Below are 15,328 nucleotides of genomic sequence, written 5' to 3'. Positions count from 1 at the left end.
TTTTCATGATCTTGCCCTGGGGTATTCCCTTTATGAATCAAACTCAGATTGTGAATTGATTAACAAAGGAAAGAGTTTACCGTTTGGAGGAGTAAAGGTTTATGGCAAGCATTTTCGATATGTCAGAATAAAAGCTAACGCTGAAAGCATTTTAGCATCCAAAGTGGTCTCAGATATTGTTCCATTCACGAGTGAATACATACAGAGCCTATTAGACAATCACTCGTAATTACCGCCTAAGCTCTTGTATCCTTAGCTCTAATCAAATAGAAATATAAAGGCCTTTGGCTATTTGGATGGCACACTTTCATATTGACACTCAAATTGGAAACTGAACTCGATAAATAATAAAAACCCATTAAATCAAATACTTAAAACTGGCACGTAACTTGATTGAATATCTAGACCTTCCATCACAAGGATGTAGATATGAGAATTACAACGTTAAGTTTGCTATTAAGTGCCCCTCTAGTCGCCAACGCAGCGCCATTCGATACCTGCCCTAGTCAAGCATACCTCTTTCAGTCGAAACCCGTTGAAGTTTGGGGTGTAAACCTAGTAACAGGTTCAACCACACTGTTAGAAGACGATACGGGTATGAATGCCAATATCAATGGTGTTGGTTTCGACTTTCAAGACAGATATATTTATGGCTATGACACCACCAACAAACGCTTGGTGCGCCTTGGACAGGATTTCCAAGCTGAAGTTATCAATACCAGTGGCTTACCAACCGATCACACTTTCTATGTCGGCGACGTCTATGACCATGTTTACTACTTGTATCGTACAGGTAAGGGACTATTTACTGTTGACCTCTCTCCTTTAGACTCTGATCCGAATGCGACCGTCACGGTCAACAAAATCGCAGGCAGCCCAGCAACTGTAAAATTGACTGATTTCGCCTTTCATCCAAGTGATGGCTCTTTATATGGTATCGATAATAACTCTGGTGGCTTATACAGCTTCAACCCTACAACTGGTGCCGAAACCTACATCGGAGACACCGGCGAGTTAGGTACGTTCGGTGCTGGCTATTTTGATGTCAACGGCTACTACTACGTATCTCGAAACCAAGACGGTAAAATTTACCGTATCAATCTGTCTCCAGACAACGCTGCCAATATCGCGGCAGGTATTGTTCCAGCCGTTGAATTTGTTTCGAATGGCCCAGCTTCTGGTCAAAACGATGGTGCTCGTTGTGCTAATGCACCTGTTGTTGATGAAGACTCAAACATCGACTTCGGTGATGCTCCAGACAGCTACCTAACGTTACTGGCGAGCAATGGCCCTCGACATGAACTCGATGGCATCACATGGTTAGGTACAACTCCTCCAGATGCGGATTTAGATGGTTATGTCACACCTCAATCAGATGAAACTGTCGGGGTGGATGATGAATGGGCAAACGGTGGTATCGGTTTTGTTACCGCACTTGAAGCAGGGCTTGATTCAAAAGTAGTAATTGAAGCTTCAACAACCGGTTACCTTTCAGCTTGGATAGACTGGAACCAAGATGGCAGCTTCGATGGCGCCAACGAGCAAGTGTTTACAGATTACGCGCTCGATGCTGGTGAAAACGATCTATTCCTAAATGTCGACATCAACGCACTAACCGGTACTACGTGGGCTAGATTTAGATTCAGCCAACAAACCAACCTAAGTTACTTTGGCGGTTCAACCTCTGGTGAGGTGGTCGATATTCAAGTCGATGTCCTTAACGATGGCGCCACCGCTCGTTACTTCCCAAGTGCTTCTGGTTACGCAACGCTCGCTTACGAAGATAACTGGCCTTATAAAGCTGACTACGACATGAACGATGCTGTTCTTATGTATCGTATTACTGAAATCCTTAAAGATGGAAAAGTCGTTAAATCAACTATCGACGGCCGCCTAGCTGCTGTCGGGGCATCGTACAGAAATGGTTTTGCTGTTCGACTTCCTAACCTCGACCCGAGCTTGGTGAGTAGTGGTAGCTCTTACATGAAACACAACGGCGTATTCACTGACCTTGACCTAGAAGATGGACGTAGCGAAGCAATCTTTGTTATCGCCAATGACCTGACAGAAAAAATCAGCACTGGCTGTACCTTCTACCGCACCAGTAATGGATGTAAAGAAGATGAGCAGTTCTCGTTCCAAATTGGTATTACTTTAGCCGGTGACGGTGTGAGTACTGGCAGCTGGACCGATATGCCTTACGACCCGTTCATCTTCGCAACGCCTGGGTATTATCATGGTGAAAACCTACCTCTACATCCAGGACGCAGCTGGGAGGTTCACTTGCCAGACCAAGCTCCAACCGAAGCATTTGATACCACTAACCTCTTTGAAGCTGGTTTAGGCGTCGATGACAGTAATCCATCAACAGGTAAATACTTCAAAACAGTAGAAAACCACCCTTGGGCACTAATAGTGACTTCGGATGACGAATGGGAGTGGCCTTTAGAGTACGTCGATATTGTTACCGCTTACCCAGGGTTTAAAGAATACGCAGAATCCGGCGGTGAAACGAACCAAACATGGTACCAATCACCTGCAGACAACCAACGTTACGAACCATAAGGAGAGACGTTATGACTATTCACACTAAACAATATCGAGACAATCATTGCGTTGATTCAAGTCGCAATCTCTTTGAGGAAAAACGTATGTCTGTACAAAGCACTTGGAACATCAAGAAGTCACTAGCCGTTATTTTAGCTGCAGCGCCATTAGTATTAGCCGGCTGTGGAGGCGGCGGTGGGGGCGGAAGTACATCTACGGCATCACCATCTACACCCTCGACACCTGCAACTCCGTCGAATCCGGTAACAGCAACGACTCCGGTAACAGCAACGCCTTCGCCGTCTCCCGCGACAAGTGCGGTAGCAGCGCAGAGCTATACGATGAGTGATTTGGTGGTACCTGATGGATTTGACTACAACTCTGTTGAACAGTTTGATCTCAACATTGACATCAGCAGCATTTCGACAGACCGTTCTTTTGTGACCGTTTATAGCCGCTTTAGTACAAGAGATGACTCAACCTTGAAGCCGGATTACTCCAGCAAGGTCATTGCGGGCCCACTAGATAACGGTGTGTTCGCCTCCAACTTTGCAGCACCAGTAAACCATGACGCACTCTTGATAGAGATTTGGTTTTACGATGGTCAACCTCCATTGCAACAAGTGGTTTCTAGCGGCGACTCTCAGATTGTCTGGCAGTAAATTGTTTAACAGCAGGTAACTTGTCGTTAGCGAGATCTCTGACGAAACAGAGTCAAAATGGATTGTTTGTAAGTAGGAAGTGAGCAGAAATGCTCACTTTTTTATTTTCGTCGAAGAGCAGTTAATTCAGCTTTCTTAGCGAGTAGCATTCACTTTACCACCAACCTCACTTATATTTTCAACATAACCTTCAAAGACTTACTCTCATGAAACAGTTAAAAATAGGTCTATTTATCTTAATGTGTGGCGTAGGCGTGTTAGTTGCCCTTGCCTATTTCCCGCTAACATCAGAGACGGGGCAACGTATTCAAGCCAAAGTAATTTCGAACACGCTTACTCAATCCTTAGATGGGCACAGGCGTTATCTGACGGTTCAGACAAAAGATAATGACGTATTTCGGCTCTCTATTGCTCCTACCACAGACTGCCCTATTGATTCTGTGGTCGCGCTTGATACATTAAACAATCAAATAACCGGACAAAGCAGTTATCAGTTCATCCACTGTCGAGCTGCACAGTAGCCATCGATGCAACAACGGTATTCGTAAAGCAACTGTATTCGCAAAAGCAACAGTAATCGCTCTACCACTGTATTCGCTAAAACAGTAAGAATCGCTAAAACAACAAGAATGGATATAACAATAATGAATCAGCCACTCATCTCACCACAACAACTTCAACAACGTTTGCTAGCAGAAGACAATATCATCATCCTCGACGCCAGCATCGAGTTTCAAATTCCAAGCGAGTCAGAAAAGATCAAAGGACAAATGATTCCTGGTGCTATTCGTTTTGACTACGACAAAGACTTTTGTAACAAGCACACTCTGCTTCCTCACATGTTTCCGAGCGAAAAACACTTCAACACTCGCACAAAAGAAATTGGCATCAATCAAGACAGTACGATTGTGGTTTACGATAACTCCGGAACCTTCGCTTCTCCTCGTGCGTGGTGGATGTTTATGGCAATGGGACACAACGACGTATTCATCTTAGATGGCGGTTTGCCAGCTTGGATCGAAGCCGGTTACGCGACCGAGACTGACTATCGCACCGAAGTAAAAGCGGGCAATTTTGAAGGCCATATTCAAGACAACTACTTTGTCAGTGCTCAGCAGATTGAAGGTTACTCAACTGACAAGAGCGCAAACATTGTAGATGCTCGTTCTCAAGCTCGTTTCGATTCAGAAGTTCCTGAACCACGTGAAGGCTTGCGTAGTGGCCATATACCGAATTCTATTTGCCTACCATTTGCCCAAGTACTCAAAAACGGCAAGTTAAAGTCCCAAGAAGAGCTTATTGATATCTTTTCAACGCTAGAATTAACGCCTTCTCAACCTATGTTCTTTAGCTGTGGCTCTGGCGTAACAGCTTGCATCATATTATTAGCCGCTAAACTCGCTGGCTATAACGGTGAAATGGGTGTTTACGATGGTTCATGGACGGAATGGGGTGCTAACGACAAACTCCCTATCGCCGTGACTAAAAAGTAATTCAACTTCGCTTAATGCAACTATTAGAATATACTGCGCATGCATAAAGAGCTTACTGATAATGATGGCCCCACGTCTCATGAAGTAAGCCTCTATGTCGCAGTTAACGCTATGTTCATTTGAGACCAAGACTCGATTCACGCCGTTTGATTTGTAACCCACATCAACTTGCTAACCATAATTCGTGATTAATCATAAACTAATCGTTATCGACGTTATGAATACTAATTTTTCACTCAAGAATCTCTGCTCGTAGTCGTTACACTATTTAATCATTAATACTTTCATCATTGATGTTTGTATTTTTCGTTGCATGAATCGCGCTGACAACCCAATAGTTTGTCACTTGCAGTCTGTTAAAAGTAGTAACCAACAAAGGCATCTCATGGCTCTATTTAAGCAAAATATCTGGTCGCTGTACGCGTTTGTCGTACTACTGACCCTGATACTTTTCGCCGCGTTGGGAATAACAAACTGGAAAGCAAACAGAGACGACTTCATAGAGCAGCAACACATTCAGGTTGAGCTTTTTTCTAGCTCCGTCAACTCGCTGCTGACCAGTCAAGAAGCCTTGTTAGAAGTGGTTGGCCATCAACTGGCTCAACAGTCTGATTTCACACGTACTGCATCTATCCAGATTAGGCCAATATTAGACAAGCTACTTGAGACCCACCCTGCGATAGCAGCGTTTGGCTTGTTGAACACCGACGGTGATTACCTCTCGATTAGCTCAAATCTCGAACTTGCGAATCAAAGGAACTTGCTGCAATACGCGCCAACCAGAGGCTCCTTCCTAGACGCCCTATCAAGCAGTAGCATGGTGCTTGGCCGTACCTATTTTCAAGATTCGTTGAATAGCTTAGTCATCCCGCTGAGAAAATCCATTTCAATCGATGGCAAGAAAACCGATGCAGTAATGACCGCAGGGCTACGATTAGACGCAACGATCGTATTTGAAAATAATGCTCACGCCGGAAGTTTCAATACACTAAGCCTGATCAGAAAAGACAGCTATCGCCAGTTTTATTCAAGTGATATTGAATCTGAGAGTGCCTATTCCTCTCCAGTCGGCAAAGATGTCATACAGCGTATTGCAAGTATCTTTACCGACCACTTCGGAATTAGCGTACAAGAAGCGATGAATGGGCAAGAAACCTATTCTTTTGTCGTCGACGATGAAGAGTACCACTCTTTGATGAGCGCGAAATACATCCCAAACTACAAATTATGGGTGGTAGGACGTACGGATCTAACTCACGTCGATAGTATATTCATACAAGAGTTCAGCATTCTTTTCGTTGCCTTTATTTTTCTTCAGTTTGGTTTCTACTTTTTGGTTAAGTCGATTGCCAAGAATGAACAACGGACTCGTAGCCAACTCATTTATCAGGCGAACCATGACCCTTTAACCTCTCTGCCAAACCGTTTGTACATGCGTAGAAACATTGGTAAATGGATTGACGATGAGTCAGAGCCGTTTTCGCTGTTGTTTATCGATATCGATAACTTTAAATGCGTCAATGACACCCACGGGCATGACTTTGGAGATAAGGTTCTCAAACAGATCGCTTTGCGTTTGATGAGGTTCCGATCTCGCCTCAGCCTATTGGTACGTGAATCCAGTGATGAGTTTTTGTTCTTGACGCCCTTGTCGAATGAAGCTGAAATTAAACGACTCGCCAAGCGCATTATTGAAGTGCTTTCTCAACCTTATAAAGTTGAAAGCGCTCAGTTTTTGTTAGGTTGCAGCATCGGCGTAGCGCGTTTCCCAGAACACGGAAAAGATCTGGATAGCCTGTTACGTTCTGCCGATATTTCAATGTACAAAGCGAAACAGCAGCAAAACTCGTACAGTATTTTCACAACGGAAATGCAAGATGCTCATCTCTACAAAATGAAAGTAGAACAAAGGCTACGCATCGCTATCGAGAAACAAACGCTGTTCATGGTTTTCCAACCGCTGGTTCGTGCAAATGAAAGTATTCATGGTGTAGAAGCACTCGTGCGCTGGATTGATGAGGAATTGGGTTTTGTTCCGCCAGATGTCTTTATACCGATAGCAGAGAACACGGGTTTAATGCAAAAACTGGGGACTTTTATTATTGAGTCCAGCATTATGCAGATCGCCCACTTGCACCGAACAACAGAACAAAAGATCGGGCTGTCGATCAACATATCAGTGCGTCAGTTTTCTCATCAATCCTTCTCTGAGCACTTGTTCGCGACACTAGAAAAGTATCAACTCTCTCCTAGCTGTTTAACGCTAGAAATTACCGAGAGCTTGTTCATTGAAGATGTGACTTTGGTGAAACCGACTTTTGAAGCCCTCAAAGAGAAGAATATAAAGATCTCTTTAGATGATTTCGGGACAGGTTATTCATCACTAAGTATGTTGAAAGCACTGCCTATCGATGAACTTAAAATCGATAAGAGCTTTATTGAGAACATTGCTGTCGATCAGCAGTCACTCACCATGGTGCAAAACATCATCGCAATCGGTAAGAACTTCGGCATGGTGGTATTAGCAGAAGGCGTAGAATCAAACGAACACTTCGCAATTCTAAAGGCATGTGGATGTGACTTAATGCAAGGCTATTACTTCTCTCGCCCTATTCCTTATGATGAGCTGGCTACTCACCTAAACAAGAAAGTGACCGAGCACGCGGAATGTTCTGTTTAAGAACGTGAGTTAAATAGACGAGCTAAATAAGGTAGGCGGCTAAACACCTACCTTATTTTCTAGGTATTTTCTGTTCAGTTATTTATTCATTTCACTTTTTATTCATTTCACTATGCATAACATCGATCAACTGCCCGGAAGGATCTCCTGATAATTCCCAAGTAAAAATGCCGCCTAGGTCTGATTTCTTCGCCCATTCTGCCTTTGCTTTAATAGAACGCTGATCTTCAAAAGATATGAATACTTTTTTATCTGGGTTCCACAAATAAGGTGCTTGAGCTTGCTCATCATACTTATACTCATAACCTTGTTTACTGCTGTAGTTATTCATAAGATCCCAAAACATGAAGTAACCGTTTTCACCGGTACCAAACTGCGCCCCTTGTTCAGAAACTAGGTCACCTTTAGGCAGCTCTCCAGCAAAGTCTTTTGTCCCTTGCCAACCTCGACCATAAAAAGCCGCCCCGATCACGAGCTTCTCGCTAGGAATACCTTGCTCTATCATCTGATTAATGAAGACATCAGCTCCCATTCCCCACCAACTACGCTCGGTGGCATGTAAGTTTGTTGTGTGACCTGTTTGAGTTCCCCAGCCTCCGAGGAAGTCATACGTCATCGCAAACATGTTCGTCAAATATGGGCTAGCTGCGTTCCAATCAATTTGGGCAGCCTTAGCGCCAACACCGACAGCCGTTGAAAGCTCGTAATCTCTTTGAGTCGTCTTTGATAGAGCGTCCAAATCACTTCTGATTGTTTTTACTAAAAGTGTAAATGCTTCACGCTCTAGCGCTTTTTGCTCATCCGTTAGTTTCGTCTCTGGGTTCCAAGGCGAAGTGGTTAAGCCGCCGCCTCCTGGGTATTCCCAATCAAGATCAATACCATCAAAGAAGTCGTATTTTTGGATCAACTCAACAGCAGTTCTTGAAAAGTGCGCAATGGCTTTAGGATCTTTCGCCATCGCATGGAAAGGTTCAGACATTGTCCACCCTCCAAATGAGGGCAAAATTTTGATATTTTGATTGTCGGCCTTCAGTTGAGCTAACTGGGCAAAGTGACCTTTATAGGCGACATCAACACCCACGTCTCCGAAATCGACTTCTAACGCAGCTTCTTTATCCACAATAATCGCGGTATATGGTTGTTTGTCTGCACATTGCTGCTGAATTTGTTTTTGGACGGGCTCACCAGCACCGCTATGAGGACCACACATGCTCAAGAAGGCGTAAATAATATGTGAGAGCTTGTCTGCAGGTATGTCGTCAACGGTATAAGGGTTGTCTTTATTCAGATATTGCCAATCCGCAAAATACCCTGCGACGACTTTATCATCGGCATGTACTGTAGGTGTGAGCATACAAGCCGTGGCTATTGAGCTAAGCCCAAAGATAGAAATAGATTTAAAGATAGAACTTGATTGGTCACTGTTGCTAGAAATAGCGTGTGTGATAAATGACAGTTTCATAATTATCTCCTTTAGTGTGGCTTAACATTAAAGAGTGATAATTCTTTCAACCGCTGAACAAATTCACTATTCGAGTCATGTCTAATAGTTATCCCCCTTATTGCACTGGTTTCATTAGGGGGATTTTCCATGATTACTCAAGTAGTGAATTCAACGAAGCACAAATATCTTACTATTCACTGCCGTATGGTTTATTCACGCTAAGTTGTTCGTCCAAATTAAGTACCGTTAAAGCATTACTTACGCTGGTTGCGATCACGTCTACCACGCCGGTTCTTAGTGCACCTAACAAAGCGAGTGGTTTACTGTTCTCGGCTGCAATGGCAATGACTTCTGCAATTGGGCGGAATTCTTCCAAGGCCAAACCAATCACACGGTCACTCATTACTGTGTTTGCTGTTTTACCGTGAACATCGAAAAAGTCATAACCCGCAAAGTCACCGACGACTCCTTGCAATAAACGAGATTGAACGACCTCACCTGCGGTAAACCAACCTAAGTCGACCATATAGCTGTTTTCACTCATATCACCGATACCGACTAATGCAACATCGGCTTTTCGAGCGAGATCGAGTGTCTGCTTAACGGTGCTGTTTTCCATAAATGCGGTTTTTTGCGCTTTATTCTCGGCATAAGCCGGCGCGTATAAGGTTTCAGAAGATCCACCGTACTTTTTGGCTAGCTGCCTGCATATATGGTCGGCATTAAACATACCGCCTCTTGGGTGAATACCGCCGATACCACACACGAATTTACAGTCTCGTGGCGTAATTACGCCAGTGTGGTGAGCAACAGACGATACGTTTCGCCCTTGCCCTACTGTCACCACCATACCGTTTTTCAGTGTACTGGTAAGATAGTTAGACACTAAACCGGCTACTTGGAGTCGTTGCTTCTCTTCATTCGGTTGGTCTAGTGCCACAAGCGCACGCTTTACACCAAATCGTTCGATCAAACGTTGCTCGATCTTCGCACTAAAGACAGGGTGGTATTTCACGGTGATCTCAACAATGCCCTCATCTCGGGCTTGCTTGAGCATTCGACCAACCTTTGCACGGGAGATAGAGTACTTTTTAGATATCTCTTCTTGCGTGGCACCATCTTGATAATAAGCAACCGCGACTTCAGTGAGGAGATCAGTGTTTTCTTCGGAAACATCTTGGATATTCTTACTCATATACCACTCAACCAATATTTAACAATTATTTTACCTGCTTGAAGAACAAATGTTCGATGCTTAAGCAAGTGATACACAAGTTTACACCCCGAACATATGTAACAGCAAGGTACATTTGCTCATTGTCATAACCATGGTTTTGTTGTTGATTAATTCACCTCACTTTGCTCGTTAAACGTTTGCTTGCATACCCCATGATTACTAGAGTGAAATATATTTGACTGAAGTCACCATACAGCACTATTTACCGTTGACTTTGGGGCTAGATCGGATAAATATGGCTACATCATTTACTCATCGAGCGATCAAATGTTCTGTGCAAATGTTCGTTCGGAGAAAAATTTAAATTAATGTAAGTTTGGCTCACTGGTACAACCATTGAGAACTTCATTAGTTAGCTTGCAAATGCCCACACCTCTCCCATTAATGAGGTGTTATGCGATACATAGGATGATCAAAATGAGCAATAAATTAGAGCAACTTCGTAAACTAACAACTGTTGTAGCTGACACTGGCGATATCGAAGCTATCAGCAAGTACACTCCTGAAGATGCAACAACTAACCCATCTCTAATTCTAAAAGCTGCTCAAATTGCTGAGTACGCTCCTCTAATCGATGCTTCTATCGAATACGCAAAAGCGCAAAGCGGTGATAAAGCACAGCAAGTTCAAGATACTTGCGACATGCTTAACGTGAACATCGGTAAAGAAATCCTAAAAGTTGTACCTGGCCGTATCTCTACTGAAGTCGATGCTCGTCTTTCTTACGACATGGAAGGCAGCGTTGCTAAAGCTCGTCAACTTATCAAAATGTACAACGACGCTGGTATCACTAACGACCGCATCCTTATCAAACTGGCTTCTACTTGGGAAGGCATCCGTGCTGCTGAAATCCTAGAGAAAGAAGGCATCAACTGTAACCTAACGCTTCTATTCTCTTTCGCTCAAGCTCGTGCTTGTGCTGAAGCTGGCGTATTCCTAATCTCTCCTTTCGTTGGTCGCATCATGGACTGGTACAAAGCGAAAGAAGGTCGTGATTTCGAAGCTTCAGAAGATCCAGGCGTAATCTCTGTTTCAGATATCTACAACTACTACAAAGACCACGGCTACAAAACTGTTGTTATGGGCGCAAGCTTCCGTAACATCGGCGAGATCCTTGAGCTTGCTGGTTGTGACCGTCTAACTATCGCTCCTCAACTTCTAGCAGACCTAGAAGCAGCAGAAGGCGAAGTAGTAGAGAAGCTTATCGACTCTAACGGTACTAAAGAGCGTCCAGCAGCGATGACTCACGCTGAGTTCCTATGGGACCACAACCAAGATGCAATGGCTGTTGAGAAACTGGCTGAAGGCATCCGCAACTTCGCCGTTGACCAAGGCAAACTAGAAGACATGATCGCAGCTAAGCTGTAATCACTCTTACCAAATTCAAATAGGGGAACGTTCAGTTCCCCTACTTTTATCAATTTTGTTTTTCTTAATTTTTATTCGGAAGTTCTTATGAATCGCAAACATCTAGCTAACGCTATTCGTGCTCTAAGCATGGACGGCGTACAACAAGCAAACTCTGGTCACCCAGGCGCACCTATGGGTATGGCTGACATCGCTGAAGTACTTTGGCGTTCTCACTTAAACCACAACCCAGCAAACCCAGAGTGGGCTGACCGCGACCGTTTTATCCTGTCTAACGGCCACGGCTCAATGCTGATTTACTCTCTGCTGCACCTAGCAGGTTACGAGCTTTCAATTGAAGACCTGAAAAACTTCCGTCAACTGCACTCTAAGACTCCAGGTCACCCAGAGTACGGTTACGCTCCTGGTATCGAGACAACGACTGGTCCTCTAGGTCAAGGCATCACTAACGCTGTTGGTATGGCAATGGCTGAGAAAGCGCTTGCTGCCCAGTTCAACAAAGAAGGCCACGACATCGTAGACCACTACACTTATGCATTCATGGGTGATGGCTGTCTGATGGAAGGTATCTCTCACGAAGCATGTTCTCTAGCAGGTACGCTTGGTCTTGGTAAGTTGGTTGCTTTCTGGGATGATAATGGTATCTCTATCGATGGTGAAGTTGAAGGTTGGTTCTCTGACGATACACCTAAGCGTTTTGAAGCTTACGGCTGGCATGTAATCCCAGCGGTAGATGGTCACGACTCTGACGCTATCAATGCAGCAATTGAAGCGGCTAAAGCGGACCCTCGTCCAACACTTATCTGTACTAAAACTATCATCGGTTTTGGTTCTCCAAACAAGGCAGGTACGCACGACTGTCACGGTGCCCCACTAGGCGCTGATGAAATCACAGCAACTAAAGCGGCACTGGGTTGGGAACACGGTCCTTTCGAAATCCCAGCAGATATTGCAGCTGAGTGGAATGCAAAAGAAGCAGGCGCAGCGAAAGAAGCAGCGTGGAATGCTAAGTTTGACGCATACGCAGCGGCTTACCCTGAGCTAGCAGCAGAATTCAAACGTCGCACTAACGGCGAACTTCCAGCTGAGTGGGAAGAGAAAGCAAACGCAATCATTGCTGATCTTCAAGCTAACCCAGCAAACATCGCATCACGTAAAGCATCTCAAAATGCTCTAGAAGCGTTCGGTGCTATGCTACCAGAATTCATGGGCGGCTCTGCTGACCTTGCGCCTTCTAACCTAACTATGTGGTCTGGTTCTAAGTCTCTTGAAGCGAACGACTTCTCTGGTAACTACATCCATTACGGTGTACGTGAATTCGGTATGACGGCTATCATGAACGGTATCGCTCTACACGGTGGTTTCGTACCATACGGCGCAACGTTCCTAATGTTCATGGAATACGCGCGTAACGCTATGCGTATGGCTGCTCTGATGAAAACTCAGAACATCCAAGTTTACACGCATGACTCTATCGGCTTAGGCGAAGATGGTCCAACTCACCAACCAGTTGAGCAAATCGCTTCTCTACGTCTAACTCCAAACATGAGCACATGGCGCCCATGTGACCAAGTTGAGTCTGCTGTTGCTTGGAAACTAGCAATCGAGCGTAAAGATGGTCCTTCTGCACTTATCTTCTCTCGTCAAAACCTTGCACAACAAGATCGTGACGCTGAGCAAGTAGCAAACATCGCTAAGGGTGGTTACATCCTGAAAGATTGTGAAGGCAAGCCAGAGCTTATCCTTATCGCAACGGGTTCTGAAGTTGAGCTAGCGGTTAACGCTGCTGCTGAGCTAACGGCTGAAGGTAAGAAAGTACGCGTAGTTTCTATGCCTGCTACTGATGCGTTCGACAAACAAGACGCGCAGTACCGTGAGTCTGTACTTCCATCTGACGTAACGGCACGTATCGCTGTAGAAGCTGGCATCGCTGACTTCTGGTACAAGTACGTTGGTTTCGGTGGCAAGATCATCGGTATGACAACGTTCGGCGAGTCTGCACCTGCAGGTGAGCTATTCAAGATGTTCGGTTTCACTACTGAAAACGTAGTAAACACAGCGAAAGAGCTTCTAGCTTAATCTTGAATACATTGTCTCGCCCTTCAATGGGTTGATGCATACAGAAAGCCCCGCATGAAAATACGGGGCTTTTTTTGTCTTTTCTCTCATTCGGATTAAATCTAACGGCTATTTTTCTTCGAAACGCTTTGCCAGTTGGTAGAACTCATTGACTTGTTCTTTTAGCTCTGTGGAGTGGTCTTTCACAGAATGCGTTGCCACTAAGTTTTGTTCTGCGGTCGAGGCGATAGACTGCATATGCAGATTGACTTCACTCGACAGCTCACGTTGCTTATGAGCAGAACTTTCAACAGACTGCATGAGTTCATTCATGGATTGCATTAGGTTTTCGACTTCCGACAAGCGCTCTGCACTCACCTTCGCAACATCACCACATGCGTCCGTTTGCTTACGGTTCGCCAGAATATCTTTTTGCCACCCTTCAATCGTCGTTAGCATGGTATCGATGCTCTCTTTGATCTGAACCGTAGCCTTTGAGGTTCGACCCGACAATGCACGGACTTCGTCGGCAACAACGGCAAAGCCTCGTCCTTGCTCGCCCGCTCTCGCCGCTTCAATCGCAGCGTTCAGGGCCAACAAGTTGGTTTGTTCGGCGATTCCACCAATCTCTTCCATTATCTTGCTTACGCTCTGCGCTTGATCGCTCAGTTGGTAAGTCGTTTGAGTCGCCTTTTCAGCCTGAGAAGCTAGGCTCTCTAAGTTTTGATGAGTTTGATTAATGCTTTCTTTAGCGCCAGCACAGGTTTGCAAAGTCACATCAACAATCTGGTGCGCTTCTTCTGTGCGAGAAGAGACCTCATTGGCGGTGACTTCAACCTCTTCAGTCGCCTCTCGTACTTGAAGAATGTCTTTTGTTTGTTGATCTAAGGCTTCTGATACTTCAAATGACGTCGCATTTAGGTTGTCAGCCAAATCTTGTAACGGCTTGGCTGAGTCTGTCATGCGACCTAATACGGTGTGGATTCTTGCAGACAATAGTTTTAAGTGAAAATCGGCAATAGAGAATTGACTATTACCTGAATAAACAAGACGACTAACACTATCGAATTTAGATTGCAGCTTTTTCAACTGCAGTGGAGTATCAATCAGCTCTTGTCGGAAAAGCAGTGCTAATGCTGAAACAGGAAGTAGGCTCAACAACCATTGTGATACTTGCCCTACTTCAATGAGATTTGAAATTAACGGCGCAGCCAAAGAGCCTAGCAACACGGCGTAACGAACACTGTCACTGATCTTTAATGACCATTGGCGACCCGACTTTTCAGCCTTCAAGAGGCCTTGGTAAGCCTTATCTGCAACTTGTATCCATTCATTCTTTGGCTTAACACGAACAGATTGGTAGCCACTCACCTTACCATTGTCGTAAATTGGAGTTACATAAGCATCGACCCAGTAAAACCCACCAGATTTGGTTTTGTTTTTTACGATGCCACGCCAAGCTTTACCTTGCTTTAGGTTAACCCACATATCAGCAAAAGCGGCTTTCGGCATATCGTTATGCCTTACGATATTGTGGTGTTGCCCTAGCAATTCTTGTTGGCTGTATTCCGCTATGCGACAAAAAGCATCATTACTGTACGTAATCACGCCTTTTAAATCAGTGGTAGAGACAAGTTGTTCGTTTTCGCTGAGAAGCGTTTCACGAGATTGAGTAGATGAGCTGACAGTCATTATATTAATTTAGGTTAATTATTATTTTAGGCAAGCAATATATACAATTATTAAAGTTATGACAAAATGTGAACGTCACATTTTGTGTAAATGCCTGCTATTTATACAAATATTAGCTAAGTACCTCACATAGACAGAACCTTAAGC

Annotated in this window: 10 protein-coding genes and 1 pseudogene; 8 read left to right on the top strand and 3 right to left on the bottom strand. The window is 44.4% G+C overall.

The window, feature by feature from the left end; genetic code table 11:
* The 6 genes and pseudogenes from AB4482_RS07395 to AB4482_RS07370 form a co-directional block, all read left to right on the top strand.
* Nucleotides 1-229: pseudogene (locus AB4482_RS07395) on the top strand (hypothetical protein); the annotation flags it as partial.
* 200 nt (nt 230-429) lie between these two features.
* Nucleotides 430-2,565, top strand: coding sequence for an LruC domain-containing protein (locus AB4482_RS07390; RefSeq protein WP_372100303.1), 2,136 nt, complete (start codon nt 430-432; stop codon nt 2,563-2,565).
* 11 nt (nt 2,566-2,576) lie between these two features.
* A complete protein-coding gene (locus tag AB4482_RS07385) occupies nt 2,577-3,209 on the top strand; it encodes a hypothetical protein (protein WP_017071461.1) in 633 nt (210 codons plus the stop codon).
* Between the two features lie 206 nt (nt 3,210-3,415).
* Nucleotides 3,416-3,730, top strand: coding sequence for a hypothetical protein (locus tag AB4482_RS07380; protein ID WP_017061706.1), 315 nt, complete (start codon nt 3,416-3,418; stop codon nt 3,728-3,730).
* Between the two features lie 123 nt (nt 3,731-3,853).
* Nucleotides 3,854-4,702 carry a sulfurtransferase gene (locus tag AB4482_RS07375; protein WP_017061707.1) on the top strand — a complete coding sequence of 283 codons (849 nt, stop codon included), beginning with the start codon at nt 3,854-3,856 and terminating at the stop codon, nt 4,700-4,702.
* A gap of 385 nt (nt 4,703-5,087) precedes the next feature.
* Nucleotides 5,088-7,382 carry a putative bifunctional diguanylate cyclase/phosphodiesterase gene (locus AB4482_RS07370; RefSeq protein WP_372180759.1) on the top strand — a complete coding sequence of 765 codons (2,295 nt, stop codon included), beginning with the start codon at nt 5,088-5,090 and terminating at the stop codon, nt 7,380-7,382.
* Between the two features lie 91 nt (nt 7,383-7,473).
* On the opposite strand, the gene AB4482_RS07365 is transcribed toward AB4482_RS07370, so the two are convergent.
* Entirely contained in the window at nt 7,474-8,844 is a 1,371-nt protein-coding gene (locus AB4482_RS07365) for a glycoside hydrolase family 18 protein (protein WP_372180757.1), read from the bottom strand.
* A gap of 172 nt (nt 8,845-9,016) precedes the next feature.
* Nucleotides 9,017-10,021 carry a sugar-binding transcriptional regulator gene (locus tag AB4482_RS07360; RefSeq protein ID WP_017064428.1) on the bottom strand — a complete coding sequence of 335 codons (1,005 nt, stop codon included), beginning with the start codon at nt 10,019-10,021 and terminating at the stop codon, nt 9,017-9,019.
* A gap of 459 nt (nt 10,022-10,480) precedes the next feature.
* On the opposite strand from AB4482_RS07360, the gene tal reads away from it, so the two are divergent.
* Nucleotides 10,481-11,431, top strand: a complete 951-nt coding sequence (gene tal / locus AB4482_RS07355) for a transaldolase (protein WP_009845571.1) — start codon at nt 10,481-10,483, stop codon at nt 11,429-11,431.
* Between the two features lie 87 nt (nt 11,432-11,518).
* Nucleotides 11,519-13,510: a transketolase gene (gene tkt / locus AB4482_RS07350; RefSeq protein WP_372133407.1), complete on the top strand. Its 1,992-nt coding sequence runs from the start codon at nt 11,519-11,521 to the stop codon at nt 13,508-13,510.
* Nucleotides 13,511-13,618: 108 nt separating this feature from the next.
* On the opposite strand, the gene AB4482_RS07345 is transcribed toward tkt, so the two are convergent.
* Nucleotides 13,619-15,181 carry a PAS domain-containing methyl-accepting chemotaxis protein gene (locus tag AB4482_RS07345; RefSeq protein WP_102393621.1) on the bottom strand — a complete coding sequence of 521 codons (1,563 nt, stop codon included), beginning with the start codon at nt 15,179-15,181 and terminating at the stop codon, nt 13,619-13,621.
* Between the last annotated feature and the right edge of the window lie 147 nt (nt 15,182-15,328).

It is taken from the genome of Vibrio sp. 10N.222.55.C7 (assembly GCF_041473335.1).
In the GTDB taxonomy this organism is placed as follows: Bacteria; Pseudomonadota; Gammaproteobacteria; order Enterobacterales; family Vibrionaceae; genus Vibrio; species Vibrio crassostreae_C.
The sequence above is the reverse complement of the archived record's forward strand: the minus strand, read 5'-3'. Positions and strand labels throughout refer to the sequence as shown.

Bases quoted from the DNA above. Each gene is read 5' to 3' on its own strand.
- AB4482_RS07390 (WP_372100303.1), top strand. From the start codon at position 430: ATGAGAATTACAACGTTAAGTTTGCTATTAAGTGCCCCTCTAGTCGCC.
- AB4482_RS07385 (WP_017071461.1), top strand. From the start codon at position 2,577: ATGACTATTCACACTAAACAATATCGAGACAATCATTGCGTTGATTCA.
- AB4482_RS07380 (WP_017061706.1), top strand. From the start codon at position 3,416: ATGAAACAGTTAAAAATAGGTCTATTTATCTTAATGTGTGGCGTAGGC.
- AB4482_RS07375 (WP_017061707.1), top strand. From the start codon at position 3,854: ATGAATCAGCCACTCATCTCACCACAACAACTTCAACAACGTTTGCTA.
- AB4482_RS07370 (WP_372180759.1), top strand. From the start codon at position 5,088: ATGGCTCTATTTAAGCAAAATATCTGGTCGCTGTACGCGTTTGTCGTA.
- AB4482_RS07365 (WP_372180757.1), bottom strand. From the start codon at position 8,844: ATGAAACTGTCATTTATCACACACGCTATTTCTAGCAACAGTGACCAA.
- AB4482_RS07360 (WP_017064428.1), bottom strand. From the start codon at position 10,021: ATGAGTAAGAATATCCAAGATGTTTCCGAAGAAAACACTGATCTCCTC.
- tal (WP_009845571.1), top strand. From the start codon at position 10,481: ATGAGCAATAAATTAGAGCAACTTCGTAAACTAACAACTGTTGTAGCT.
- tkt (WP_372133407.1), top strand. From the start codon at position 11,519: ATGAATCGCAAACATCTAGCTAACGCTATTCGTGCTCTAAGCATGGAC.
- AB4482_RS07345 (WP_102393621.1), bottom strand. From the start codon at position 15,181: ATGACTGTCAGCTCATCTACTCAATCTCGTGAAACGCTTCTCAGCGAA.